The organism is Tritonibacter litoralis (genome assembly GCF_009496005.1).
Taxonomy (GTDB): domain Bacteria; phylum Pseudomonadota; class Alphaproteobacteria; order Rhodobacterales; family Rhodobacteraceae; genus Epibacterium; species Epibacterium litoralis.
This window is the reverse complement of sequence record NZ_WIBF01000009.1, coordinates 13090-38400: the sequence shown is the minus strand read 5'-3', so window position 1 is coordinate 38400 and position 25311 is coordinate 13090. Positions and strand designations below refer to the sequence as shown.

21 protein-coding genes are annotated in these 25311 nt (G+C 58.7%); 8 read left to right on the top strand and 13 right to left on the bottom strand.

The features are described from left to right. Nucleotides 1–126: 126 nt before the first annotated feature. Nucleotides 127–1476, bottom strand: coding sequence for a right-handed parallel beta-helix repeat-containing protein (locus tag GFB49_RS14020; RefSeq protein ID WP_194269350.1), 1350 nt, complete (start codon nt 1474–1476; stop codon nt 127–129). 221 nt (nt 1477–1697) lie between these two features. Between GFB49_RS14020 and GFB49_RS14015 the strand changes: the two genes are divergently transcribed. The 3 genes from GFB49_RS14015 (at nt 1698) to xrtD (ending at nt 5424) form a co-directional block, all read left to right on the top strand. Further along, complete coding sequence (locus tag GFB49_RS14015; RefSeq protein ID WP_153216542.1) at nt 1698–2318, top strand: polysaccharide biosynthesis/export family protein; 621 nt, start codon at nt 1698–1700, stop codon at nt 2316–2318. A 9-nt stretch (nt 2319–2327) separates the two neighbouring features. Then, the gene (locus GFB49_RS14010; protein ID WP_153216540.1) at nt 2328–3734 is read left to right on the top strand and encodes a porin family protein; all 1407 of its coding nucleotides are present in this window, start codon (nt 2328–2330) and stop codon (nt 3732–3734) included. A gap of 94 nt (nt 3735–3828) precedes the next feature. Beyond that, nucleotides 3829–5424, top strand: a complete 1596-nt coding sequence (gene xrtD / locus GFB49_RS14005; RefSeq protein WP_153216539.1) for a VPLPA-CTERM-specific exosortase XrtD — start codon at nt 3829–3831, stop codon at nt 5422–5424. Between the two features lie 4 nt (nt 5425–5428). On the opposite strand, the gene GFB49_RS14000 is transcribed toward xrtD, so the two are convergent. Together GFB49_RS14000 and GFB49_RS13995 are read right to left on the bottom strand one after the other, a co-directional pair. Next, nucleotides 5429–6190 carry a VPLPA-CTERM sorting domain-containing protein gene (locus GFB49_RS14000; RefSeq protein ID WP_153216537.1) on the bottom strand — a complete coding sequence of 254 codons (762 nt, stop codon included), beginning with the start codon at nt 6188–6190 and terminating at the stop codon, nt 5429–5431. A gap of 183 nt (nt 6191–6373) precedes the next feature. Beyond that, complete coding sequence (locus GFB49_RS13995) at nt 6374–8794, bottom strand: tetratricopeptide repeat protein (RefSeq protein WP_194269349.1); 2421 nt, start codon at nt 8792–8794, stop codon at nt 6374–6376. A 364-nt stretch (nt 8795–9158) separates the two neighbouring features. Here GFB49_RS13995 and GFB49_RS13990 point away from each other — a divergent pair, with 364 nt between their 5' ends. Genes GFB49_RS13990 through GFB49_RS13980 form a run of 3 tightly spaced genes read left to right on the top strand, consistent with a single transcriptional unit; the run spans nt 9159 to nt 12469 of the window. Next, entirely contained in the window at nt 9159–10016 is an 858-nt protein-coding gene (locus GFB49_RS13990; protein ID WP_153216533.1) for an ExeA family protein, read from the top strand. Next, a complete protein-coding gene (locus tag GFB49_RS13985; protein ID WP_153216531.1) occupies nt 10017–11615 on the top strand; it encodes a GumC family protein in 1599 nt (532 codons plus the stop codon). It abuts the gene before it with no gap. Nucleotides 11616–11638: 23 nt separating this feature from the next. Continuing rightward, nucleotides 11639–12469, top strand: coding sequence for a CpsD/CapB family tyrosine-protein kinase (locus GFB49_RS13980; protein ID WP_153216530.1), 831 nt, complete (start codon nt 11639–11641; stop codon nt 12467–12469). A gap of 59 nt (nt 12470–12528) precedes the next feature. Here GFB49_RS13980 and GFB49_RS13975 read toward each other — a convergent pair whose 3' ends face one another. The 6 genes from GFB49_RS13975 to GFB49_RS13950 all read right to left on the bottom strand — a co-directional run bounded on the left by GFB49_RS13975 (nt 12529) and on the right by GFB49_RS13950 (nt 17889). Further along, nucleotides 12529–13038, bottom strand: coding sequence for a glycosyltransferase (locus GFB49_RS13975; RefSeq protein WP_153216529.1), 510 nt, complete (start codon nt 13036–13038; stop codon nt 12529–12531). Further along, entirely contained in the window at nt 13035–13511 is a 477-nt protein-coding gene (locus GFB49_RS21420; protein WP_214644965.1) for a UDP-N-acetylglucosamine--LPS N-acetylglucosamine transferase, read from the bottom strand. Before GFB49_RS21420 ends, GFB49_RS13975 begins: the two co-directional genes overlap by 4 nt. A 153-nt stretch (nt 13512–13664) precedes the next feature. Beyond that, nucleotides 13665–14375, bottom strand: coding sequence for a rhomboid family intramembrane serine protease (locus GFB49_RS13965; protein WP_153216527.1), 711 nt, complete (start codon nt 14373–14375; stop codon nt 13665–13667). 142 nt (nt 14376–14517) lie between these two features. Continuing rightward, complete coding sequence (locus tag GFB49_RS13960) at nt 14518–15231, bottom strand: metallophosphoesterase (protein WP_246149731.1); 714 nt, start codon at nt 15229–15231, stop codon at nt 14518–14520. A gap of 21 nt (nt 15232–15252) precedes the next feature. Continuing rightward, entirely contained in the window at nt 15253–16428 is a 1176-nt protein-coding gene (locus GFB49_RS13955) for a nucleotide sugar dehydrogenase (RefSeq protein ID WP_153216525.1), read from the bottom strand. Nucleotides 16429–16515: 87 nt separating this feature from the next. After that, a complete protein-coding gene (locus tag GFB49_RS13950; RefSeq protein ID WP_153216523.1) occupies nt 16516–17889 on the bottom strand; it encodes a phosphomannomutase in 1374 nt (457 codons plus the stop codon). Between the two features lie 116 nt (nt 17890–18005). On the opposite strand from GFB49_RS13950, the gene GFB49_RS13945 reads away from it, so the two are divergent. Both GFB49_RS13945 and GFB49_RS13940 read left to right on the top strand, forming a co-directional pair. After that, the gene (locus GFB49_RS13945; protein ID WP_153216521.1) at nt 18006–18983 is read left to right on the top strand and encodes a KpsF/GutQ family sugar-phosphate isomerase; all 978 of its coding nucleotides are present in this window, start codon (nt 18006–18008) and stop codon (nt 18981–18983) included. A 32-nt stretch (nt 18984–19015) separates the two neighbouring features. Beyond that, a complete protein-coding gene (locus GFB49_RS13940) occupies nt 19016–19810 on the top strand; it encodes a 3-deoxy-manno-octulosonate cytidylyltransferase (RefSeq protein WP_153216519.1) in 795 nt (264 codons plus the stop codon). 114 nt (nt 19811–19924) lie between these two features. Here the strand turns inward: GFB49_RS13940 and GFB49_RS13935 are convergent, their stop codons facing one another. From GFB49_RS13935 to GFB49_RS13920, 4 genes are all read right to left on the bottom strand, one after another. After that, nucleotides 19925–20140, bottom strand: a complete 216-nt coding sequence (locus tag GFB49_RS13935; protein WP_153216517.1) for a hypothetical protein — start codon at nt 20138–20140, stop codon at nt 19925–19927. A gap of 166 nt (nt 20141–20306) precedes the next feature. Continuing rightward, entirely contained in the window at nt 20307–20993 is a 687-nt protein-coding gene (locus tag GFB49_RS13930; RefSeq protein WP_153216515.1) for a YjbF family lipoprotein, read from the bottom strand. After that, the gene (locus GFB49_RS13925; protein WP_343032584.1) at nt 20990–23173 is read right to left on the bottom strand and encodes a YjbH domain-containing protein; all 2184 of its coding nucleotides are present in this window, start codon (nt 23171–23173) and stop codon (nt 20990–20992) included. Before GFB49_RS13925 ends, GFB49_RS13930 begins: the two co-directional genes overlap by 4 nt. Before the next feature lie 97 nt (nt 23174–23270). Continuing rightward, on the bottom strand, nt 23271–25148 hold the full coding sequence (locus tag GFB49_RS13920; protein WP_153216514.1) for a nucleoside-diphosphate sugar epimerase/dehydratase: 1878 nt from the start codon (nt 25146–25148) through the stop codon (nt 23271–23273). Nucleotides 25149–25311 lie beyond the last annotated feature (163 nt).

The window sequence follows — 25311 nt, the reverse complement described above, 5'->3', positions numbered from 1 at the left end:
CGGAAGTATGGCTTTCGCGCGCAATCTCTCCTGAAAGACCTCAAATTTGCCAAAAACGAAACGCAAAACGGCCCGCATTCCAGGCAGGCCGTTCTTCATCTCAAGGAGACTTTGGGTGTGGGGCGATTATGGGCTGCGTTGCTGTGGCAGGCCGGTCAGATCAGGCTGATCCCGCAGCGGTGCAGGCAGGTTTGCCCCTTCTTGGCCAACACGCAACGGGCCATCAGGGCGCGGGCGGAAATCCCCCGCTGCAGGGTTTTCAAACAATTGCGCCGGGAACCGCGCCACCGTGTTCTGCGCCAAGGCGTCTGGCACGCTTTTGTATGCCATGGCAAGATTATGCGAGACTTCGATATTCCGGCTGGGTGTTCCATTTTTATGGGGGTTCACACTGATCCACGGCAGTTTGGCCGGGTTACCAGAAGGATGCACCACGGTGTTATTGGCAATCACCCCATTGATCGCACCATAGATCGAGATGCCGTGATGGTGGTCGACCACAACCAGATTGTTGCGGATTTCGATGTCGCGATACTGCCCATCAAACAATCCGACCCCCTGCAATTGACACCTCAGCGGATGTCCGCGCCGCCCCGTCCATTCCCAGATCTGATTGTGTTCCAGTCGCAGCCCCACCAATGACGTGCGCGCACCGCCATGGCGAGGTGCCCAGGCTTGGAACCCGTCATCGTGGTTCTTGTCCACCGCAAAACAATCCTGCACCCGGTTGTGCGCCACATAGCTGTGATTGCCCACAGCGCGCAGCGCATCGCCGGAAAACCCGCGTATCAGATTATGTTCCAACCGCGCATTGGTACCGTGGCTGGTAATCCCAAAGGCGACCCCGGTGATGGCGCTGTTTTGCACCCGCATGTCTGGACCCGCCAGCCGGAATCCATTGTTGCGCCACCGGCGCAGCCAGTCCTTGGCCCGCCACCGCATATAGGTCTGGGGCGCATCCGCCCGACCACGCAGGTCAAACCGGTCAAAGGTCAGATGCGAACTGCTGGCATGAACCGTGACCAAAGTGCCTGGCTCATCCACTGGCTTACGGGGCCAAACCGAAAATCCCGAGAAGGTCAGATTATGTACGTTGTCCAACACCAACCGGTCGAAATGCACCTGCCCCGTGGTCTCCGCGCGCACATCAATGGTCCGCAGGGGCGCAATGTTCTTCCAGATCACGCTGCCATATGCACCGGGCAACAGGGCCACATGATCCCCCTGCCCGCTGGAAACCGCGGAAATCGCATCAGCAAGATGTAGAAATGGCGCATCACGGCTGCCATCTCTGCGTGACATGATCCCTGCATCGTTTGATTGGGGCTTTTGCGGCGCGTCGCTGTTTTGTTGCGCAGCCGGAGCCAAATAAACCGGCGTGGCGGCTTGGGCCGCAGGGGTCAAAGCCCAGACCAGCAGCGCGGCCTGCGGTGTAATCCGCGCAAATGAGAGCAAAGCGAACGTCAACTGACGCATTAAGCGAGCGTAACAAGAACAAAAATACAACATAATAATCCGGCAGCAGGTGGAATCAGGCGCAAAATTGCGACGTCTCAAATCAGTCCGTGCAAGATTGCCTCAGTTCTATTAAACATTCATCCTGAGAATTGCGAATTTGCTAAAAACGCATTGTTTCGCACAAAAAAGCCTATGAATTATTGAGGATGCACATGTTTGCGCGAGTGTGGGGAAGCGTAATGGCCTGGTTGACGGCCATTGTGATCACAATGGCGGCCTTTGGCGCGGTTTTTGGGGTGGGACCCACCGCGGCGCAGGCCGGATCTTATATCATCAAACCGGGCGACACACTGCGGATTGAGGTTCTGGAAGACGAAAGCCTGAACCGCAATGCGCTGGTTCTGCCTGATGGCACCATCTCTTTTCCTTTGGCGGGTGTGATCCGCCCGTCAGGGCGCACCGTAAACCAGGTGCAGAACGTTCTGCGCGGCCAGTTGGCGCCCAATTTTGCCACACCTCCGACGGTTCATGTCTCGGTTGCAGCGTTGCGTGACCCAAAGGAAGATCTGGCGGGCCCGCGGTTTGACATCTTTGCCTTGGGCGAAGTTGCAGTACCTGGCCGCAAAGAAGTCGAGCCGGGCATCACCCTGTTGCAGTTTCTGGCTGAAGCAGGCGGACTGAGCCGTTTTGCAGCGGACAAGCGGATCGAACTGCACCGCACCGACCCAAGCACCGGCCGAGTTACAACTTTTCTGTTTAACTATCGCGTACCACAGGGCGACGGCGCCACCATAAACGGCGGCACGCGCCTGCAGGCTGGCGATGTGATCAAAGTCCCGCAAAAACGCCTGTTTGAATAAGAGGCGGCGATGACACGCGCGACAATGATACGGTCCGGGTCAACTCTGATCTGGGCTGCTCTGGCTGTCCTGGGCCTGGATGTCTCTGTGGCGCAGGCCCAAGACCAGACCAGTCCCCAGCTCCCGTTTCGGTTTGAAATCGGCCAAAGCCTTCGGGTCACGGATAATATCCGCCTCAATCGGCAATCGCAGGGCACAACCACGGCCTTGGAAACCACCGGGCGGCTCGGCTATCGGTTCAGCGATGGTATCCAGACGCTGGATCTGGAAGCAGGCGGCGTCTTTCGTCTTTTGGATGATCCGGTTGAAGGCAACGACAGCAAATTGAGCGACGCCGATCTGGCGCTGGATTACCTGCGCGAAGGGGCCAACGCACGGTTTGAGGTTCAAAGCCGATATGCCCGCCGCGATCTTGCCTTTGATAATCCGCTCAACGGGGATGGGCTGACGGATCAGGATCTGTCGACCAGCACCGGAACCCGCGCGGATGTGACCCATCTGCTGGGCTTTGAGACCGGTCTCAATGACCCTTTTGGCCTGCGCGCGAACCTCAGCCAGCGCGAACGCCGTTATAGCGACACCACAGACAGCGATCTGTTTGACACCGACACTACCACCGGCGAAGTGGCCGGCCTGTTTCGGTTTGGACAAACTTCAGTTCTTGAGCTGAACATCCTGCAGTCGCGCTATGAAGCCCAGAATACGGCGCGCACCGTTCGGGACACGCGCCGCGTGGTCCTGGGGCTGACCCATGCGTTTTCCGAGATCACAACGCTGGAGTTTGATCTGGGCCACGCCGACGTCGAAGAGCGGTTTGACGCGATACCTGGACTGGAAAACCGCGAAAGCGGCGTGGTGACAACCCTGCAGCTCTCGCGGGAACGCCGCAACGGGGTGGTCAGCGCCCGGCTCGACAGCAATGTCACCCAGGCCGGGCGACGCAATACGTTCGAGGTGAGCCGACGGTTTGTCCTGCCCACCGGTGCCCTGTCGCTGAGCCTGGGTGTGATTGACGGCAGCACCACAGACCCACGCGCCATCGGCAGCATTAACTACCGCCAAGACTGGCGACGTTCGAGCTTCCGCGCGGTGCTGCGCCGCACGGGATCCGTCAGCGAGACCAATTCAACCGTCACCGAAACCACCCGGTTGAACATCGGCTATGATCTTGAACTGAACCCGATATCGCGCCTGTCCGTTGACCTGCGCCATGCCAATATCCATGAAACCGGACTGGCCGCTGATCCCGATCGCCAACGGTCCAGCCTGGATGTGTCGCTGACCCGCGACCTTGGCAATGACTGGAATTTTGTAACCGGTTATGCGTTCCGTCGATCAGACCAGGACGACACCGGCTCCGCCCATTCCAACGCCGTGTTCTTTACACTGAAACGTGAGTTCGGCGCGGCAAATTAACAGTCGCAAGGCTTGGGCCAAAGGGGTGATCTATGCTGAAATGCGCCTTGCGGGCGTTGCGGCCCGTGGCGTTACGGTTTTTTGGAGGGATCAGATGACCCCATCGCATAAATCCACGGTGTTGTTTGGCACATCCAGCGGTGTAAATCCCGTTGGACTGTGGTGGCTGACCCTGGTTGTCTGCGGCGCCGTTCCCGTGTTTTGGATCGGGCTGGTTTCTTTGGCCAAGGCTTGGATGACCCCGGAATACAGCCACGGCCCACTGATCCCTGTGATCTCGCTTTATCTGTTTCTGCGCGAATTGCGTGGCGCACCGCCCCTCCCCGACCAGATCAAAGACCGGTGGCCCGGTGTGGTGGTCATGGGCTTTGCCCTGGTGATTGCCATCTTTGGCAATCTGACCCGTATTCCTGATATTGTCACCTATGCGCTGATCATCTGGTGCGGCGGATTGGTCTTGACCGTCTTTGGCTGGAAACGCGGTATTCGCCACCAATTGCCCGTGTTCCACCTGATTTTCATGCTGCCACTGCCGCAGTTTGTGTATTGGAAAATGACCATCTTCCTACAAGGGATCTCCTCCGAGATCGGCGTCTGGATTGTGCGCCAGGCCGGGGTTTCGGTCTTTCTGGAAGGCAATGTGATCGACCTTGGCATTTACAAGCTGCAGGTGGCCGAGGCCTGTTCGGGCTTGCGCTATCTATTTCCAATCCTGTCGTTCTCTTACCTCTTTGCGATCCTGTATCGCGGACCCGTCTGGCACAAAGCCGTGCTGTTGCTGTCGGCAGCGCCTATTACGGTTTTGATGAATTCGGTGCGGATCGGCATCATCGGTGTCCTGGTCGACAGCCATGGGATCGAACAGGCCGAAGGGTTTTTGCATTTCTTTGAAGGTTGGGTGATTTTCATCTGCTGTATTGCCATTCTGTTTGGCATGGCCGTGGCCCTGCAGCGGCTGACGCCAAACCCTTTGCCGCTGTCCGAGGCGGTGGATCTGGACGTCGCGGGCCTCGGCCCCATCGCGCTGCGGGCGCTGGCGGTGCGCGCCTCGGCCGCGCTGGCTGCAGGTGCGATGCTGACCACCAGCGTCTCCGCCGCCTGGCTGGCCTTTGGCGAGATTGAAACCGCGCATCTGGACCGCAGACCTTTTCTGCTGTTTCCCCGACAAATTGGGGACTGGTCCGGCACTATGTCCCGGCTAGAGCCTGAAATCGAAGGCGTTTTGGGTGCGGATGATTATCTGAACGCCACCTATCTGGCACCAGGTGGCAATCTGGTCCATTTCTTTGTCGCCTTTTACAACAAACAGACCGAAGGATCTGGCATCCACTCGCCTGAGGTTTGCCTGCCAACCGGCGGCTGGGAGGTGTTCTCGTTAGATCCCTACAGCGTTGATATGTCAGGCACCGGTTATGGTCGTTTTGATGTGAACCGGGCGGTGATCCAAAAGGGCACCAGCCACCAATTGGTGTATTACTGGTTTGAACAGCGCGGCAAGCGGATGACCAATGACTTCAAAGCCAAGGCCAGCGTTGTCTATGACAGCCTGACGCTGGGACGGACCGATGGCGCTTTGGTGCGGTATGTAACGCCCATCCGTGCTGGTGAAACAGTCGAGGCCGCGGATGAACGGCTTCAGGGTTTTATGCGCGACAGCCTGATACGGCTGCCGGAGTTTGTACCCGGTTAAGCCATTAGGCGGTTTTGGTCTGGCGGCGGCGCAACAGCCACAGACCGCCAAGCGCACCCGCCAAGAGCGGCAGACCGGCCGGAAGCGGGATTGGGGCAACTTCCAGATCCAGCCGCGCGGCTGGGGCTATCCTTGAAAAGGCCCACAGGAACTCGCTGCGGTTCTCATTCGACAGGGTGCTGAGGACCGCGCCAATCAGGAACTCAAACTCGCCGGTTTCCAAGGCCGCGTTTAAGTCCGCCAATGCGGCCTCGTTCAGTGTCAACCGCAGCTCCTCTGTGCGGCGCAAGGCACGCCCCGGCGTGGCATATTCGGCGCTGCCATAGGTCTCGCCCGTGCCCAAATCCGCAAACCCATCGCGCCCCGCACGCCCTGAGCTCAACACATCTGCGTCGGTGGTCACATCATAAAGCTGCAGGGTCTCGCTTTGATCATCCGATCCCGCCAGACCGTTGCTGCCCGTAAACACCACTGTTGCCCCGGTGATCCGTCCAGCGTCGCTCTGGCTCAGTGCTTCGGGCTGATCATCATCATCCTGCGGATCCGACGACAGGTCAAAGGCGTACCAGCTGCGATACTCTTGCCCATTGCTGAGACGACCGGTCAGCGTGTTCTGATTGTCGGTTATGTGCCGCCCGTCATCGCGGTACCACCCTTGGTCCACGGCATCCAACGACAGGGTCGCCGCCAGGGCACAGGGCGCAGCAAAGACCGCGCTGCAAAAAGCGATTTGGGCCAATGCGGTCTGAAATCTGACACGTCTCATCAAAGCCTCCAAATGCTCCGGCTCACCTCGTAATCGGAGCACGCGGAGCGGTTGTGTTAACATTTGATTAATAAATTACGGAGGATTTAGCCCGAAATGAGCCCGCATTGCGGCGGCTGTGGGATTTTTCCACAGCCGCCCAGATCAGCGCCCGTTTGAACGCGGGTGTCAGTGCGTGTGTCGTCAGTTCTGTGCCGCCAATTGCGCCTGCACCTCACCCAGAAACGGCGGTGGCGTTGCGCCCGCTGCCACCAGATCGACAACAGCCTGATAATGCGGCCGTGCCTCCTCGGTCCGGTTGGACCTGCGATAAAGCTCAGCCAAGTGAAACCGCACCACCGGATCCTGCGGCAGGGCAGTTGCGGCGGCTTCCAGATAGGGTTCAGCCTCTTCCAGATTGCCAAGCCGGGTTGCAATCCAGCCATAGGTGTCTTGAAACGCTGGCACCTCGCTGCCCCGCAGTCGACGTGCGATGACAAATGCACGTTCAAGGCTGGCGTCATCGCTGCGATAGCTGGCGATCAGGCTCGCCAGATTGTTGGCCACCACCAGAGATGTGCTGTTTTGCGCATAAAGCCCTTCATAGATCTCAATCGCCTGGTCAATGTCACCCTTGGCCTCGGCCTCACTGGCCTGGATCCATTTGATGTTGGCACTTTGCGGCAGCGCCGCAGCCGCGCGGGCCAAGATCGCAGCCGCCTGGTCTTCAGACCCCTGGCTGCGCCGCAACCGGTACAGCGACACCCAGCTTTGCTCGCTTTGCGGAAAATCGACAACCAAGGTCTCAAGGATCTCAGCCGCAGGTTCCAGCCGCCCCTGCGTCGCCAGAACGCCGGATTGCAAGAACCTCAATGTCGGGTTGTCCGGATCTTGGTTCAACAGATCGGTTGAATACTGCAAAGCCCCCGCCACATCGCCATTGGCCAGACGCAGCCGGATCAGCGCAGCCGAGGCCTGCAGGCTGTCTTCGCTTTCGACCAATTGGCCCAAAAACGCTTCCAGATCCTGTGCCCGGTTTTGCGCAGACAACAGGCGCGCGGTCAATTCGCGGGCCAGATTGCGCGCTGCTGGACCCTCAAACGTGCTCAGACGCGTGATCACCTGCTGCGACCGTGGCCAATCTTCGATCTGAATATAAAGCGTGCCCAAGCGCCCCAACAGGCCCAGATGATCGGGTTGATTGCGCAAGGCCGCCTGCAATACATCCTCGGCGGCAAAGAATTTCTCGCTTTCGATCAGGTGATTGGCATACCGCAGCACTTCGGCCGGACGGTTGCCCGACGCTTCGGTCGCCAAAGCCAGCATCTCGCGCATCAGGCCAAGGTCACCAGAGCGCTGATGGGCCTGGGCCATCAAAGTCAGCAATTCAGGATCACGCGGCGCAGTGTCCAGCGCATTGCGCAGCTCCACCAGCGCATCGCCCGGCTGGTCGTCCTGGATCAACCAGCCCGCCTTCATTTTCAAAGCGCCAAGGTGGCCTGCGTCATGCTCCAGAACCTCTTCCACCCGCGCCCGCGCGCCGACGCTGTTGCCGGACTGCTGGAACATCCGCGCCTGCAGCACCTTGATGGTATCCGTTTCAGCACTGTCCCCGGCGGCGGTCAGGATCTCTTCCAATTCAGCCATGGCCACCTCTCGATTGCCACGGCCGAACTCGAGATTGGCGCGCAACGCCCGCAGCTGATTGGCGTCTTCGGGCGCGGCGTCCAGCATCAGATCCAACTCAGCGATGGCCGCCTCGATGCCCTGATGGGTGCGCAAAAAGCTCAGGAGTTCCAGCCGCGCCACACTGGGGTCATCGGACGGCACTTGAATACGGTCACGCAAATAGGTTTCGGCCTCAGCCAAACGGTGATCTTCGATCAGGCGCGACACAAGGGTGCGATGCAAATCGGCTTCGGGAAACCGCGACACCATAATATGCAAATGTGAGATCACCGCGTCGCGATCCCCCAGTTGCTCCAACACGCCCAAGCGCAGGCTATGCAGCGGCAGGTTCTGCGGCGCTGCACTCAACAAGCGATCCGTCAGGGTCAGCGCTGCCTCCCAATCCTGCGCCCGCAACAGCGCATCCACGGCAATTTGCTGGGCCACCGGCAGGTTCAAATCCTGTTCCAACAGCGCATTTGCAGCCGCAACGGTTGCGACGGCTGTTGCCGTCTCTTGTTCCTGCACCGCCGTACGATAGGTCAGGCCCAAACGGATCGACTGCAGGTCCAGATTTTTAGGATCCTGCGGTTCCGCCACCGCCAAATGGCGCTCGGCCTCTTCCCAATTGTTGGAGGTTGCGGCCAATCGCGCCAAAGCGCTGCGGGCGGCCAGATGTTCAGGCTCTTGCTCCACCAGGCGCAGATACTGGCTGTAGGCCTCTGCCACATTGCCCCGATCTTCGCTAATCTGCGCATAGGTCAGCCGGGCTTTGATGTGATAGCCGTTCAGTTGGAAAACATTGCGCAGCTCGACCAGCGCCCGGTCCACCTCCCCCTCTTCCAACAGAGCCAGACTTTTTTCAAAGTGTTTCTGTGCACGTTCCTCGGCGGTGTCACAAGCCGCAAGAAAGAGGGGTAAAATCAAGGCAATCAAAATAATAAAACGCTTTAGCATTTGAAATCTTCCTCTGGACCCAAGTGGTCCCGATAAATCTTTGTGAGGGGCAGTGCGAATCTGTTCATGGATTAGACAACCATTTCGCATCTATTTCCACAGGCGCATCCTTTGGTCTTGGCTGTCGATAATGTGCCGTTTTATGCCATGAACAAATGAATTGTTTTGAGCCATTCAACCGAGCAGCCGAAATGGTCAATTGTCTTCCCGCAACACTCCTCCAGGCGGGTCGAAATTCAGATGCAAAGTGTCAACGTCTCACTTATATTAAAAGCGCATAAACCTGCGCAACAGGAGTGTGATGCAAAATCCTTTGCAAATTCGGAAGTTTACACGGAGCACCCCGTGAGCCAAAAGCTATATTATGACGCGCTCTGATCTCCTTTATGCAGGCCACTTTGGTCTCACTGAACGTCCCTTCTCGCTGGTTCCTGACCCTGGCTTCCTGTTCTGGTCCAAAGCCCATCAACGTGCCTTTGCGGTGCTGGAATACGCCATCTACACCAAGGCGCCGATCACCCTGATTACCGGTGAAATCGGCACGGGCAAAACAACTCTGTTGCAGGAGTTGTTGTCCCGCCTGCAAGAGGATGTGACCGTTGGTTTGATTTCCAATGCTCAAGGGGGACGGGGCGAACTGATCCAGTGGATCTTGAACGCTTTGCAGATCCCGCTGTACCCCACGGCCTCTTATGTGCAGATGTTCCAGACGTTGCAGGACCACCTGTTGGCGGAATACGCGGCCGGGCGACGGGTGATCCTTGTCTTTGATGAGGCGCAGAACCTGTCCATGGAAGGGCTGGAAGAGCTGCGCATGCTGACCAACATCAATTCCAACAAAGACGTGTTGGTTCAACTGGTTTTGGTCGGCCAGCCCGAGCTGCGCGACATGGTGCAGGACCCGCGTCTGGAACAGCTGCTACAACGCATTGCCTCCAACTATCACCTGCGGGACATGGAGCCCGAGGTCATGCGGGGCTATATTGAACATCGGCTCAAGGTGGCCGGCGGGCGCGGTGACGAATTTCAACCCGACGCCTTTGATATGATTTTTCAAGAGACCCATGGCACTCCGCGGCTGGTCAATCAGCTTTGCGATTTTGCCATGCTCTATGCCTGGAGTTCTGAAGAGACCCAGGTCAGCGCCGATACAATCCAACAGATTCTGGACGATGGCGTATATATGCGCCGCCAACGCCGTGTCGACCGGGAGACGACTTAGATGGATAATTTCTGGTATTACCTGTCGATATTCCGCCGACGGTTTCACTACTTCCTGATCATCGCCACTGTTATGGCCGCCGTTTCCATTATCGCCGCGCTTTCATTGCCGCCCGCCTATGAAAGCCGGGCTGTTTTGCTGGTCGAAAGCCCGCAGATCCCCGAAGAGTTGGCAGCTTCGACCGTGCGCGCCTCGGCGTTAGAGCAGTTGCAGGTGGTGCAACAGCGCCTGGTCACCCGTAACAATATGTTGAAGATCGCGCGCAAACTGGATGTGTTCGACGACATCGACCAAATGAACCCAGATGAGATCGTCTCGGCCATGCGGGGGCGGACATCAATTGGGATTTCGGGCGGCAAACGCAACGAAGCGCCGGTTATGTCGCTGACCTTTGAGGCGGGCAAAGCCCAGACCACGGCAGAGGTGCTGAACGAATATCTTGTGCTGATCCAGACTCAGGATGCCGAATTCCGGCAAGGACGCTCGGGCGAGACGCTGAATTTTTTCGTCCGCGAAGTGGAGCGGCTCAGCCAAGAGCTGGACAGCCAAAGCCAGCGTATACTGGCGTTTAAACAAGCCAACAGCGAGACCCTGCCCGACAGCTTGCGGTTTCGGCTCAACCAGCAGGCCGTGTTCCAGGATCGCCTGATTCAGATCGACCGGGACGTGGCTGATTTGCGCAGCCAGCGGGCTCGTCTGGTCCAGCTTTATGAGCTGACGGGCGAAGCCTCCGAAACGCCAACCCAATCCACGCGCCCCCGCGCGCCAACACCACAAGAACGCAGGCTGGAGGCCGCGCAGGCCGATCTGGCCCAGGCGCTGACCGTCTATTCGCGCGAAAACCCACGGGTCAAAGTGCTGGAAGCCCGTGTGGCGCAGTTGGAGAAGGATGTCAGCACATCCGCCGCCGTGCTGACGCCACCCACGCCCGACACAAATGCAGAGGACGCAAGCGCCGAACAGGAAGCCCAAGTCGAGCTGCCAGCCGTTTTGGTGGTACAGCTCAGCGAGGTCGACAGCCGGATCCAAGCGCTTGGCCTGCAACGCAGTCAGGCCGAAGAGCGCTTGGCCGCCCTCAACGAGGGTATCGATCGCACACCCGAAGTCACCATCGCGCTGGAAGAGATGACGCGCAAATACAACGCGCTCGAAACCCAATATGAACAGGCCGAAACCCGCCTGTCCAAAGCGCAAACCGGCGATCAGATCGAAACCCGCTCACGGGGGCAACGCATTGTGGTCATTGAACAGCCCGCTATCCCCACACAACCGACCAAGCCAAACCGCACGCTGATTGCAGGGGGCGGCACCGCCTTTGGCATGTTGCTGGGGCTGGCGCTGATTGTCTTGTTAGAGATGATGAACAGCTCGCCCCGCAGGCCTGAAGATATTGTTGCAAAACTGGGCATCACCCCACTGACCACCATCCCCTATATGCAAAGCCGCGGCCAACAGCTGCGTCGTCGTGGCGGGCGCGTGATACTGGCTTTGGCGATTGTGGTCGGCATCCCGGCGGCCGTTTATGCGGTGCATCTCTATTACCTGCCGCTAGATTTGATTGCCGATAAAATCATGAACAAGCTGGGCGTGCGCTGGTAAGCGCCTCACGAGGAGAAGCAGATATGGAACGGCTTCAGGCAGCAATTGAAAAGGCGCGGGCACAACGCAATCTGTCGGCGGATCAGTTCATCCGCCCCCAAGGCGCATCAGCGGCGGTGGGTCGCGGCCCGGACATGGACGAAGACTGGCAGGCGCTGACACCGCTGACGCTCAATGAAAAACGGTTGCGTCAGGGGCGGATCAGCCCCCCACAGGGCGGCCGGGACAGCGCCCCGTTCGACCTGCTGCGCACCCGCATGCTGCAGCAATGTAAGCAGAACAACTGGACCCGCGTGGCGGTTGTGTCCCCCCACGCGGGCTGCGGGAAATCGACAACCACGGCCAATCTCGCCTTTAGCCTGGCGCGTCAATCCGAACTGCGCAGCATTGTCTTGGACTTTGACCTGCGCCGCACGGGTCTCAGCCGTCTTTTGGGCCACAAAGCCCCGATGGGCATCGGCGAAGTCCTTGGGGAACAGGCAGGCTTTGAAGACGTCGGCTTGCGCCATGGTCCCAACCTGGCTTTTGGCCTGTCGGGCGAGACCCGCGTCTCTACTCCGTCTGAGATGCTGCAAAGCAACCGCACGGTATCCGTCCTAAGCCGGTTGGAAACCCGGTATAGCCCTGATCTGATGCTGTTTGACATGCCGCCCTTGATGAGCACCGACGATAATTTTGGCTTTTTGCAGAATGTCGACTGCGCGCTTATCCTGGTGGCTGCCGAAGAAACCACCATGGCGCAGATCGACGTGGCCGAACGTCAGGTGGCTGAATTGACCAATGTCATGGGCGTGGTTTTAAACAAATGCCGCTATTCCTCAGGCGCATTTGGCCATGCCTACGACCTCTATTAAACGGGTCTGAGCAAAATCTTGGCACAGGCGTCAGCGCTGCACGGCCTTGCCGTGGCGTTTCATTTCTGATGAATAAAGGCGCTGATGCGTTCAATCAGTCGCTCTTCTGCATAGGGTGACACGCCGTTTCCGTCCTCCACCCGTGTTGTGTCCTGCACGGTCAAAAGATGGTTGAGCCGCTCCGCCAGATCTGCGCCGTTCTCAACCGCAAAAATGCCGCTGCGGGACTGAAACCGGGCAAGGGTCGCATTTTGGTGATCGTTGCGATGCTCTCCGAGATGGGCACGGCGCGCCATGATTACCGTCGGCTTGCGAAAGCTCATCGCCGTGATGATCGAACCCATGCCAGCATGTCCCACAATCACACGCGCGTCTTTGACATGTTCTGAGAACGTATCAGGGCTGATCTTTTCCGCCCATTCGAAATGTTGTGGCCTGTAGCTGTCCGGCCCCAAATGTCCCACTTGGCCAAAAACCGGGATCTTATGCGCCGCCCGCGCACACCAATCATCCAGCGCATGTGCCAGACGATCAAATGGCAGCTGGGTCCCAACGGTGAGAAAAATCATATCACCGACCCGCTGTAGGATGGCCCGTCTGGTTCAGCCAGGTTTTCCCATTGGGTGAGCCACAGATCACAACGCCCGCCCGCCATCTGCCCCGACAGGGACAAGGTTTCGGCATTGGCGATACTGTCGATCCAGGCGGTCCGTTTTCCCATAATTGCCGCCAGATGCAGGGCAAACAACCCTGGTGCTGCACCGGTTGTGATCACCACATCCGGGCGTGTGCGCAGCAAGATCCAGATGATCTGCACCAGCGACACCATCAAGCGGAGCTTTTGCCAACGATTGGCATCTTTCACCGCAAAAAACCGAACCTCAGCCGCATCCCGCTTGTCGCCAAGCACGCCGCTGCGCAATTGCGGATCCGTGGAAACATAGGTCACCCGGCATCCGGCCCAGGCAGGCGACAACCGTCTAAGTTGTACCCAATGGCCGCCAGCAGATGCAATCGCAAGGACATGTGGAGGCTGTGTCACGATTAACGTCCTGTTTTTTCATCCATCGACACTTTGGTCGACATACTGCTCTTTTTCCGGAATCTGACGTCCGATTAAGTAACAGTTACAGCCGTTTTTCCTGTCTTGAAATCCTTTTTTGTGAACCAGCGGCAAAACGCGCAGCGATTATCCTCAGTTGTGATGTGAAGACCTCGGTGCGGTGGCGGGTGTCGGAAGCAGGAAAACCACAACCCCACCTCCAATGTAGCCGCCAAAATGAGCCTGCCAGGCCAGGCCACCGTCTTGGAGGACAAAAAAGACAAAATGTAAGACAATCAACCATATGGTGAACATAAATACGCCACGGCGCGGGCGGCCCTCGTGCCGCATACGACGGGCTTGCCAGATCTGACAGGCCGCGATCAGGCCAAACAGCCCGCCGGACAGACCCACCATGGGCTGTGTCGATGTCGCCATAATCCCATAGCCAAACCCACCTGCCACAACCGAAGCCACAAGCAACAACAGCAGCCCCCCCTGCCCGACTGCGCTCACTGTTCTGCGGCCCAAAACCACCAGCAGAATCGCATTTCCCAAAAGGTGCCAAAAATCCGCATGCAACAGCCCATAAGAGAGAAACATCAATATGGGCTGACCTGGATAGTTTGGCTGCCAATTGCCCAAAAGCCCCGGCCAGAACCCTCCATATTGCACCGCCAGGCTGCGGTTTGTGAGCCAGACAAGTCCGCCTTTTGGGTCAAACAGATCCTGCATCTGAAACAGCGCCTCGACCCCACAGCATATGGCCAGAAGGATCCAGACCAGTGGCATCGGTTTTGCGGTATTGGCGGGCACCTTAAGAGCGGCGAAATCAAAGGCGCGAAAGGGATCAATTTGAGCCATAGCGACATATGAACATAGCGCCAAACCGGATCCTAGCCCCTCCCGGCGTAAAGCTGCGCAACGCTCAAGGGTGTCACGGGGCTAGATTCCCAGCGCCCTGTGCATGCGCGACAGGGCCGGAGAGATCCTAGTTGATCGGCGCTCAAACGGTGGCTGCAGTGCTTTGGACAGACACAAACTGCACTCCGCCCGGGACAATTCGGGCGGCGGTCAAACGCCCCGACGCATACGCACCGGTGTCCACGGCGATCCGCCCGGCTTCGATTGAGGGTTCGGGCACAATGACGTGGCCATGCACCATCCACAACCCGTCGCGCCGTCTGCGGCGGGCAAAATCTGGATGGCCCCAGACCATGAAATCAGGATCCTGCGCCTCAATCGGATTGCTCGGGTCGCCGCCTGCATGTGTGGCAACCACATTCCCCGATTGGTAAAACCGCGGCAACGCGCCGAGCCAATCGATCGTCTGCGCACCAAGCGCGGTCTCCAGCAAGTCGCGCATTTCAACGGGATCGCCCTGCACCGGCACGCCAAAGCTCTGCAGCGTTTCCAGACCACCATGCCGCAGCCAACCGGCTCCAGCGCCTGTGGGATCCGCCAGAAACCGCAACATCATCTCTTCGTGGTTGCCCCGAAGGCAGGTGATCTCAGGCAAGGCCTGTAACAGATGCAGAACCGCAGCACTGTTGGGGCCGCGGTCGATGTAATCTCCAAGGCAGACAATCGGCACGCCGGGGTCAAGCTTGCGCAACAGATCCGCCAACAGCTCAAAACAGCCGTGGATATCGCCAATGGCATAAAACGGTTCAGCCGGGGTCAAACGCGGATGCGGCCGCAATTGGTCAAACATTCCCATGAAAGCCGCATCCCCTGTGCGTTAATCGTTGCCAAACAGATCGCGGGTGAACACTTTCTCCACGACATCCGCCAGCTCTGCTGTCTGACGGTTTGCAACGATTACATCCGCTCGGGTCTTAAAATCTGCTAAATCCCGGACAACTTCCGAACCATAAAAGGCGTCATCCTCCAAACTTGGCTCATAAACGATGACCGGAATGCCTTTGGCTTTGATCCGTTTCATGATGCCCTGAACCGAAGATTGGCGGAAATTGTCAGAGCCTGCCTTCATCACCAGTCGGTGGATCCCGACACAGTTTGGTGCTTTTGCGATGACCGCCTCGGCCAGGTAATCCTTGCGAGTGCGGTTGGCGTCAACGATGGCGCGGATGATATTTTGCGGCACCTCTGAGTAATTCGCCAGCAGCTGTTTGGTATCCTTGGGCAGGCAATAGCCGCCATAGCCAAACGACGGGTTGTTGTAATGGCTGCCGATACGCGGATCCAGCCCCACACCCTGGATGATCTGGCGCGCATCCAGATGACGCGACATCGCATAGCTGTCCAGCTCATTAAAAAACGCAACCCGCATCGCCAGATAGGTATTGGCAAACAGCTTGATCGCCTCTGCCTCGGTGGAGCCGGTGATTAGAACGTCCACATCTTCTTTGAGCGCGGCCTCCTGCAAAAGTGCTGCAAAACCCTTGGCGGCTGCACTGTCATCGCCCACGATAATCCGCGATGGATAAAGGTTGTCATAAAGTGCACGCCCCTCACGCAGAAACTCAGGGCTAAAGATCACCTTGTCGGTGTCCAGCTCGGCCCGCAGCCCTTCGGTAAAGCCAACCGGGATCGTCGATTTGATCACAATCATCGCATCCGGGTTGATCGCACGCGCCTGTTTGACGACCGTCTCAACACTGGAGGTATCAAAGAAATTGGTCTTGGGATCATAGTTCGTCGGCGTCGCTACAATAATGTAAGAGGCCTCTTGAAACGCATCCGTAACATTGGTGGTCGCCGACAAATTTAGCTCTTTTTCGGCAAGGTATTCTGCCAGCTCAGCGTCAACAATCGGGGATTGACGCTGATTCAACTGAGCCACACGCCCTTCGTCGATATCCAGAGCAACAACATGGCTGTTTTGCGCCAGGAGCACCGCGTTGGACAGGCCAACATAGCCGATGCCGGCCACCGCAATCTTTGTTTCAGTCATCACTAACGTCCAACCCCTGGAGTTCAAAAGATTAAATGGTATCTGATTTTATAATCAGCTTTCCGCCAAGAGTATAGGGACCGACGATTACCCCTGTAGCCGGGATTTAAGTTCCAAAAGACCCGCCGCCAAAAGGCTTGCTGCACGGGTCGGATCCGCGGCCTCGACATACAGGCGCAGTTCCGGCGCGTTGCCCGAAGGGCGGATATGCACCACACCGCCGCCGGTCAGGCGCATCCGCACCCCGTCCGTCAGATCTAGCCCTGCCTCTTCGACATCCAAGGCGCTCAGAAACGCCGCGCGTGCCGTGTGATCCTGCGCCAATGTGGCCACAAAGGGCTGCGATGCCTCTTGTGGGATCTCTTGCAACCGGTCTGCCAGGGTCACCACTGCGGGTTCTTGGGCAACCCGCGCCGACAGCGGCGCGTCACCGGCGGCGATCAACGCCATCAGCAAGGGCAGCACACAGTCGCGGGTTTTCAAAGGTGCCAGCGATCCAGTGGGGCCTTCGGCCTCAAAGCCCAGGAGATAACCGCCATTGGCCTCATAGCCGACCACCTTGCCCGACGCAGCCTCCATACCCGCAATCACATAAGGTGAACCGATCCGGGTGAGCGTGACCTGACCAAAGTCTTTTTCCGAAACACCGGAATTGGAGGAAATGGGCGTCACCACCACCTCGGCTCCCAAGGCTTGGGAGGTGATCTGCCCCATCACATCGCCGGGCACGATCTGGCCCCGTTCATCCACCAGCAAAGGCCGGTCGCTGTCCCCATCGGTGGAAACCAGCGCGTCCAGTTCGTGTTCTTGGACCCAAGTCGCCACCTGCGCGCGGGTTTCGGCGTCCACCGCCTCGGTATCCACAGGAATAAACACCCGCGACCGGCCCAGCTCCAGCACAAAGGCGCCCAGTTTTTCCAGGATCTCGGCCATCACGTTCCGTCCCACCGCCGAATGGCTGTAGAGCCCGATCCGCTTGCCTTTCAGCGCGTCCGGACCGCACGCCGTAGAATAACGGGCCACAAAGGCTGCGTTGACGGTTTTGTCCTTCTCAACCGTGCCGCCCCCCGACCCCGGCGCACGGCCTAAATTGGCCTTGATCGCGGCTTCATCATCCTTAGTGATCTCACCGGTTTTGGAATAGAACTTCAGCCCGTTGCGGTCTGCCGGGATATGGCTGCCGGTGATCATAATCGCCGCCGCGCCCCGCGCCTGTGCGGCCAGCGCCAGCGCCGGTGTTGGCACCGCGCCACAGTCGATCAGAGTGAGGCCCTCACCCACAACCGCTTCGGTCACGGCGCGCGCAATGTCGGGAGACGAGGGGCGCAGATCCCAGCCCAGACAGATACCGTTTCCGGTATCACAGGCCGCAATAAAGGCGCGCACATGATCCGCCACCAGATCTGCTGTCAACTCCACCACCAGGCCGCGCAGCCCGCTTGTGCCAAATTTCGGTGCCATCTCTTTGCCCCTTGATCCTATCGTTGCGCGGACCATATCCACCCCCACCCCCCTTGCCTAGGGCGGATCGCAGGCCTAGGAAGGCTAAATCAAATGCGTCCAATCGAGGGTCCCCCATGTCGCAAGAGCCGTCCAAGGTTTCACCCCAGGCCGTTATCGCCTCTGGTCAAAAAGTTCTGGCGACGGAATCTGCAGCCTTGGCCCAAATGGCCGCCGAATTGCCCGCCGATTTCGCCCCTGTGGTGGAGCTGATCCTGGGCGCCAAAGGCCGTGTTATCGTCTCGGGTATTGGCAAATCCGGCCATATCGGGCGCAAAATCGCCGCCACTTTGGCCTCCACCGGCACGCCGTCTTATTTTGTCCACTGCGCCGAAGCCAGCCATGGTGATCTGGGCATGGTAACGCCCGCTGACATCTGTCTGTTGATCTCCAATTCAGGTGAAACCACCGAGCTGCAGGATATTCTGGCCCATACCCGGCGCTTTTCGATCCCCACCGTGGCGATTTCCTCCAAACCCGACAGCACGCTGATGAAGGCCGCCGATTACCGCCTGTGCCTGCCGCCTGCGCCTGAGGCCTGTTCGATCGGCATGGCCCCCACCACATCCACTACGCTGACACTGGCACTGGGGGATGCGCTGGCGGTGGCGCTGATGGATCAGCGTGGCTTTTTGCCCGAGGATTTCCGCGTCTTTCATCCCGGCGGCAAACTGGGGGCACAGCTGGCCACCGTGGCGCAATTGATGCACACAGGCGACGACCTGCCCCTGGTCACCGCAGATACCCCGATGCAGGATTGCCTGTTGACCATGACCTCCAAAGGCTTTGGCATTGCCGCCGTGGTTGAGGCGGACCGCCTGTCCGGCGTCATCTCGGACGGGGATTTGCGGCGCAATATGGCGCAGCTGATGCGCGCCACCGCCGGTGATATCGCGAGCAAAGACCCGATCACCGTCGCCCCGGACGAACTGGCCGCATCGGCGCTGGCCATCATGAATGCACGCAAGATCTCGGTGCTGATGGTGGTGGATACGACCGGTGCCCCTGTGGGCATCCTGCATATCCACGACCTGCTGCGCGCCGGCGTCGCCTGATAGATATTCGGCTCAAAACAAGAGGCATTCCCATGAAAACCGTGATCCTGATCCCTGCCCGCTATGCCTCGACCCGCTATCCGGGCAAGCCTCTGGTCGAACTGACACAGCCTGACGGCAGCCGCAAAAGCCTGATCCAGATGAGCTGGGAGGCGGCAATGGGCGTTCAAGGCGTCGATGCGGTGCATGTGGTGACGGATGATGACCGGATCAAAGAGACCGCCGAAGGGTTTGGCGCCTCGGTCATTATGACGCCCACCACATGTGAAAACGGCACCGCCCGCTGTGCGGCGGCGCTGGACGCCGGCGCGATTGACGCGGATCTGGTGGTCAACCTGCAGGGCGACGCCCCCCTGACGCCGACCTGGTTTGTCGAAGATCTGATTGCCGCCATGAAAGCCGACACCGAGGCCCAGGTGGCCACGCCGGTGCTGCAATGTGACCCGCTCACCTATGGCCATTTTGTCGAAGACCGCAAAGCCGGCCGTGTGGGCGGCACCACGGCGGTGTTCAACGCCAAAGGCCACGCGCTTTATTTCTCAAAAGAAGTGCTGCCCTATATCGATCCGGGCAAAGTGCCGGATGCGGATATCCCGGTCTATCACCATGTGGGGGTTTACGCCTATCGCCCGGCGGCTTTGCGCGCCTATGGCAGCTGGGGGGAATGTGATCTGGAAAACCGCGAAGGGCTGGAACAGCTGCGGTTTTTGTTCAACGACACGCCCGTAGCCTGTGTCGAGGTGGAGGGGCGCGGTCGCGTGTTCTGGGAGTTGAACAACCCCGAGGATGTGGCGCGCATCGAAAGCGTTCTGGCCAAACAAGTGTGACCTCCAAGGCGGGCGCTCCCCGCCGTCCTTCCAATTGGCAAACAAAAAAGCGGACCCACATCTGGGTCCGCTTTGATATCTTTACCAGATCTCCCGCGTCCGAGAGAACCAACCTTAGTTGGTGGAAGTGGTGGTGGTGGTGCCGGATTCGTCGTCGTCAGACACAACAACACCAACAACGATCGCGCCGGCGATCACACCGCCTGCAACAACACCAGTTGCCAGGCCTGTGCCACCCAGAGTGGCTGCACCACCGGTTTCAGCACCTTGTGCGAATGCGGAACCAGCGGCCAGAACGGTCACGAAAGCGGCTGCGAAAATCTGTTTCATAGTCAAAAACTCCATGGAGTGCGTTTAGGATATCCTGCTCGGACACTAGGCAAGATCGTTTGGCATTTCAACGTCGCTTATGCGGGCAAAACTCTTAAAAATCAGTTTGCTTTGGAACCAGTGCAGAGATGCCACGCATCTGCAGCAAAAAGCGGCATGGATCCGCTCAAAGCGTCAGCTGACGGATGCGAATATAGCCGTTCAAAGGCCCCGCCCATTGCCGCGACTGCCAGACACGGCCGGATCGAGAATCAACCCAGAAGTCATTTACCACGCGACCACTCTCGCTCTCGCAGGTCTCTTGCAAGTGCCGCGTCGCATAGGTGATCTCGACGATCTCCAGCGCCTCTGGTCCCAGATCGGTCACTGAACAGGCCAGTTCCAGAGTTTTGGATTCGTGATCCCCCAGACGCAGATCAAAGCTGCGCGGGCCCTGTCCCTCGGGGCCCTGCAACCCACCAGGTTGCGCCAAGGTTGACGACGAAAGCAAGTCGCCCCGCAAGCCCCGAGTCGCCACCAGAATACCATCGCGCAAGGCAACGCTGACCTGATCCTCGGTCACCCAGTTGACCAGCTCCCCCGGCGTGTCGTCCTCCAGCACCAGTTGTGGCTGCAGATAAGCAAAGACATCATTCGCCTCCAGCGTCACTTCGATATAGGGGCTTTCGATGGTGTCCAACAGCGCACGGGTCAGCGGCGGCCGCTCCTGTTTGGGCGCGCGACGTAATGCGATCTGTTCGCGAATGGTGGTGATCAGCTCGACTTCCAACGGCGACCGTTCCGGCCCTTTGGCGCAGGCCGTTAAAGTGGCCAACGCAAGCAAGGCGGCCATCACATGTGTTAAACGTGTCATTCCCAGATCCTTGCCTTCTGATCCAACAGGCTCTTGCGGTGACCTTCGCGGATCTGCCCATAAAGGCGTCCCGGCACCGACAGACGTTGTCCACCGTCGCGCTGCGTTGGGCGGATCGTTAGGCCAAAGGCGTTGCGGGAGGGTTTGGCGAGCAGCCAGTCTAGCGGAATTCGGAAGCGGATGCCCTTGTCAAAGGAACCCTCGCCGAAATCTTCGGCCGACACATCGGTCAGGGTGAAGAACCCGCCAAAGGACCAACCGTTGTTAAATGTCTTGTCCAGGCTGAAGGTGGCACCGATATCGCCAGCCAGATATCGACCAACATCGACCTGCGCCAGGAACCCGTTTCCGGCCTCGTAATAGGCCGAGGCATGGCCCGTGGCGACGCTGTAGTCGCGGAAGGAAAAGCGCTGATCAAAGTCACGCTGTTTCACATAGTTGGCCTCAACCCCCAGTGCGAGGCGGGAATTCACCGGCTTCCACAGCACCTCCCCGGAGATGCCGCCAAAATTGCTCTCCAAAAGACCAAAGGTCGCGCGCGCATAGAGATCAGATCCAGGCTTCCAATTGCGCGACACGTACAGGTTTTCCAGCGTCGTATCAAACTGCGCATATTCCACCTGATCGGTGCGCACCCGTGGCAGAACCGAGTTCGAGGCGCGCCCATCCGCAACATTGCCCCACACCCGCTGACGGATCGTCCCCGCCACACGCCACCCCGGCGCGGGCGCATAAGAGGCTGAGAAATCCACACCCAAATCCAACCGGAACGGTTGGTCCGGGTCAAAATAAGCCGGTGCAGTATAAGGCGACACCGACGTGGCAAAGGCCGGGTACAGCTCATCCGAGAAATCCGCAGTCTCTGGCAGCGGGCCCGCATTTTGGAAGCCCGTGACCGCAACCAGCGCATCGGTTGCATCTGGCGCAAATTCCAGCGCTTCCAGATCACTGCGACGGATCACAGTTGTCGACAGGCCCAACCCCCGACGCACTGGGACAATCTGGAAGGTCTCAACCGACGGCGGCAAGGTCCGGGCCATCGCCCGCGCCACCCGACCAATTGTCAGTGTAAACGACCGGTAGCGGTTGTTGCGATAGCGCACCTCGGCCACATTGCCCTTGAGGGTCACAGCTTCCAGCACCAAACCGTCCGCTTTCAAAGCTTCGGCCAGCAAATCGCGAATCTGGGTGCGTTTGCTTTCGCTGGCGGTCCAATCCGTGGTCCAATGCTCCGGCTCGGTGGCCCACTGGCTGCGCGGCACCACCGGCAGCGGGGCCGGAATACGCAGCTGTTGTGGCGGGTGACGCGGGTTCAGCTGGATCTGCGCGTTGACGCCAATTTCCGACCCATAAAGGTAATAAGCCCCCAGACGCAGTTGCGGGCTTTTCTGATATTCCACGCCAAAGTTTAGCGAGGACTTCCGCTCAAACACATCGGATTGCTGAGTTTCCAGCTCATAGGCGTCGGTTGAATATTCCGCTTTGACGCCCCAGCGGTCATCCAGTTCCCATTCCAGACCTGCAAAAGGCGCGAAATCACCGCGGAACCATTGATCCACCGACAATTCGCCGCCGGTATCGCCGCCGTCAAACGAGCCACGGGTGCCGATCGAGCCAATGGCCCCGTTTGAGCCCAGCCGCCCCCAGCCCAGACCTGCCGTCACCTTTAGATTGCCGGTGCTGCCGCCCAGACCGGGCACATCAAAGTTTTTGGTGGCGGCGATATATTCGCCGGCATAAATCCCGGTGCCCGCAAAATCCTGCAGGCCCACGGTGACCGCCGGGCGGTATTGACCTTCTTGCCATAGGCGCACCCGCACATCAAAACCTCGGTCATAATAGGTATCAAACCCAAAGAGGTTCAGGTTTTGGATGCCGTTGTAACGAAACGACGTCGACAGCCAGGGCAGTGCCTGAAAGGTCAGATTGTACCGGCTGGTGCCGCCAAACCAGGAATAGGTGGTGGTGAACTGGCCTTCGGGCAAATGCTCTGCCGAGGGCAGGTCAATGATGCCGGGCGAGCCGTAAAAGTTGAGGCTTGGTTGGGCTGGGCGATCAAAGTTAGGAGCCGCCTCAACGGTTTGCGCCTGGGCCGGGGAATAGGGTATCGCAAGGGCGATCACCGTCAGCACCCCGGCTGAAATACCCGCATGTTTTGCGGCTGTCTTGGAACCGGTCACGTCTGCCCCGCCTTTGTCGTCTCGGCTTCTGCCTCTGTTTCTGCCTTAGACCATGAAAGCGATGCCGCGATCAACTGTCCTGCGCATCATCGCCAGATCAGGATGTCGCGCGCGTGTTCTCAGGCGGCAGGCCATCCCCTTCGACCCAGCGCGCGATCAAGTTCCGCGCCGCCTCTGCATCATTGGCCGCCACAACCTGACGCAACGACCGCACAAAGGAGGCCACTTCGATCTCCGACAGGTCCCCTTCGTGGGCGCAAAAGATCTTGGGGTTGCGCGTCAACATCAACTCGTCCGTGATGGTCAGCTCTTCTTCCATCTTTTCGCCGGGTCGCAGGCCGATGATCTCAATCGCGATATCCCCTTCGGGGGTGTCTGCATCACGCACTGTATAACCGGCGCTTTCGATGACCTGACGGGCCAGCTGAATGATCGGCACCGGCTTGCCCATATCCAGGACAAAAACCTCACCCCCCTTGGCGTCCGCACCAGCGGTCAGCACCAGCTGCACCGCTTCCTGAATGGTCATAAAGAACCGGCGCACATTGGGGTCGGTCACGGTGACCGGACCACCACGCGCCACCTGCTCCTGAAACAGCGGAATCACCGAACCCGACGACCCCAGCACATTGCCAAATCGCACCATGGTGAACACGGTGCTGGTGCTGCGGCTCGCCAGATCCTGCACCACCAGTTCGGCCATGCGTTTGGAGGCACCCATGACATTGGTCGGGCGCACTGCTTTGTCCGAGGAAATCAGGATAAAGCGATCCACTCCAAAATCCCCGGCCGCGCGCGCCAGCGTGCGGGTGCCAAAGACATTGTTGGCCAGACCCGCCAAAGGGTTGGCTTCGACCAGCGGCACGTGTTTATAGGCGGCCGCATGCAAAACCACTTGGATCTGGTGACAGCCCAAGACCTCACGCACCTGACGCGGGTCGGTGACAGAGCCCAGAACAGGAACCAGTTCGATCCCTTCCGCTTGCGCCTGTGCGCACAGCTCTTGGTGAATGGTATAAAGCGCCAGTTCCGACAGCTCATAAAGCACCAGTTTCTTGGGGCGACAGGCCATGACCTGACGGCAGAGTTCGGACCCGATAGAGCCCCCTGCACCAGAGACCAGAACCACTTTGCCGCAATAAGCCTCCGCCGCTTCCGCCAGCGGCACGTCATGGGCACGACGGCCCAGGAAATTCTTGGGTGCCACAGGCGTCAGTTTCTCAACCAAGGCTTCGGTGCCAACCAGCTGGGCAAAAGACGGCAGCGCCTGCACATCCAGCTTCAAGGCCTGCAACCGTTGAATGATCTGCGCCTGTTTCGGCTGGCTTTGCGACGGCATCGCCAGCAGCACCCGGGCAATCTGGCGGGTTTTCACCAGCTCTTCGATCCGGGCCGGCGCATAGACCGGCAGCCCTACCAACGTCATGCCCTGCAGGGATTTATTGTCATCCACAAAAGCCACGGGATCAATCCAGTCATGGCTGCGCAGAGCTTGGGCCAATTGGGTGCCGGTGGCCCCTGCCCCATAGATCAGGACGCGGCAACGCGGCTGCGCCCGGCGGTAAATTGACATCACCACCTGAAAGAGAATCGCCCGAACAGCCACCATGGCGATAAAATAAGACAGCGCGAACACCACATAGGTGCCCACGGGCAAGGCCGGGCCAAACAGCATCATCGCAAGCCCCAAAGCACTGGCCGAGATAACCGCAACCAACGATGTCAGCGCAACCGCGTGACGCTCATAGGCATTGAGCTGTACATGCGGTAGCCCTAACCACAGAGAGGTAACACCCGTAAAAGCAACGACATAAGGCAGAACTGCAAGACTGGCCGCAAACAATTGTCCAGCCGGAGTGGCCAGATTCTGAACCGCAAAGGTGAACAGAAGAACAAGTGGCAGAAGGCACAGGTCAATGCCCAGGAAAATATAGGTTTTTTGAGCCCGCGTTAGAGCACTGAGTAGTCGAAACATTTGCGTACCATCCGCCCCAAGATGAGCGGCAATCAATTCCTCTGCCTTTGGTTCTTGCGCCAAAAACATCAATTCTTATTTTACAAGGGCGCACATTCTCAGAGGAATCTTCCAACTCTTGAAAACTGCACAAAATGTGCACTGCGCAACTTGCAGCCCCAGT

Excerpts from the sequence above, each read along its gene's own strand:
- GFB49_RS13955 (WP_153216525.1), bottom strand. The coding sequence starts at position 16,428 with ATGACTGAAACAAAGATTGCGGTGGCCGGCATCGGCTATGTTGGCCTG.
- xrtD (WP_153216539.1), top strand. The coding sequence starts at position 3,829 with ATGACCCCATCGCATAAATCCACGGTGTTGTTTGGCACATCCAGCGGT.
- GFB49_RS13920 (WP_153216514.1), bottom strand. The coding sequence starts at position 25,148 with ATGTTTCGACTACTCAGTGCTCTAACGCGGGCTCAAAAAACCTATATT.
- GFB49_RS13940 (WP_153216519.1), top strand. The coding sequence starts at position 19,016 with ATGAAAACCGTGATCCTGATCCCTGCCCGCTATGCCTCGACCCGCTAT.
- GFB49_RS13995 (WP_194269349.1), bottom strand. The coding sequence starts at position 8,794 with ATGCTAAAGCGTTTTATTATTTTGATTGCCTTGATTTTACCCCTCTTT.
- GFB49_RS13965 (WP_153216527.1), bottom strand. The coding sequence starts at position 14,375 with ATGGCTCAAATTGATCCCTTTCGCGCCTTTGATTTCGCCGCTCTTAAG.
- GFB49_RS13990 (WP_153216533.1), top strand. The coding sequence starts at position 9,159 with ATGACGCGCTCTGATCTCCTTTATGCAGGCCACTTTGGTCTCACTGAA.
- GFB49_RS14000 (WP_153216537.1), bottom strand. The coding sequence starts at position 6,190 with ATGAGACGTGTCAGATTTCAGACCGCATTGGCCCAAATCGCTTTTTGC.
- GFB49_RS13945 (WP_153216521.1), top strand. The coding sequence starts at position 18,006 with ATGTCGCAAGAGCCGTCCAAGGTTTCACCCCAGGCCGTTATCGCCTCT.
- GFB49_RS14015 (WP_153216542.1), top strand. The coding sequence starts at position 1,698 with ATGGCCTGGTTGACGGCCATTGTGATCACAATGGCGGCCTTTGGCGCG.
- GFB49_RS13960 (WP_246149731.1), bottom strand. The coding sequence starts at position 15,231 with ATGGGAATGTTTGACCAATTGCGGCCGCATCCGCGTTTGACCCCGGCT.
- GFB49_RS13980 (WP_153216530.1), top strand. The coding sequence starts at position 11,639 with ATGGAACGGCTTCAGGCAGCAATTGAAAAGGCGCGGGCACAACGCAAT.
- GFB49_RS14020 (WP_194269350.1), bottom strand. The coding sequence starts at position 1,476 with ATGCGTCAGTTGACGTTCGCTTTGCTCTCATTTGCGCGGATTACACCG.
- GFB49_RS13935 (WP_153216517.1), bottom strand. The coding sequence starts at position 20,140 with ATGAAACAGATTTTCGCAGCCGCTTTCGTGACCGTTCTGGCCGCTGGT.
- GFB49_RS13930 (WP_153216515.1), bottom strand. The coding sequence starts at position 20,993 with ATGACACGTTTAACACATGTGATGGCCGCCTTGCTTGCGTTGGCCACT.
- GFB49_RS14010 (WP_153216540.1), top strand. The coding sequence starts at position 2,328 with ATGACACGCGCGACAATGATACGGTCCGGGTCAACTCTGATCTGGGCT.
- GFB49_RS13985 (WP_153216531.1), top strand. The coding sequence starts at position 10,017 with ATGGATAATTTCTGGTATTACCTGTCGATATTCCGCCGACGGTTTCAC.
- GFB49_RS13950 (WP_153216523.1), bottom strand. The coding sequence starts at position 17,889 with ATGGCACCGAAATTTGGCACAAGCGGGCTGCGCGGCCTGGTGGTGGAG.
- GFB49_RS13975 (WP_153216529.1), bottom strand. The coding sequence starts at position 13,038 with ATGATTTTTCTCACCGTTGGGACCCAGCTGCCATTTGATCGTCTGGCA.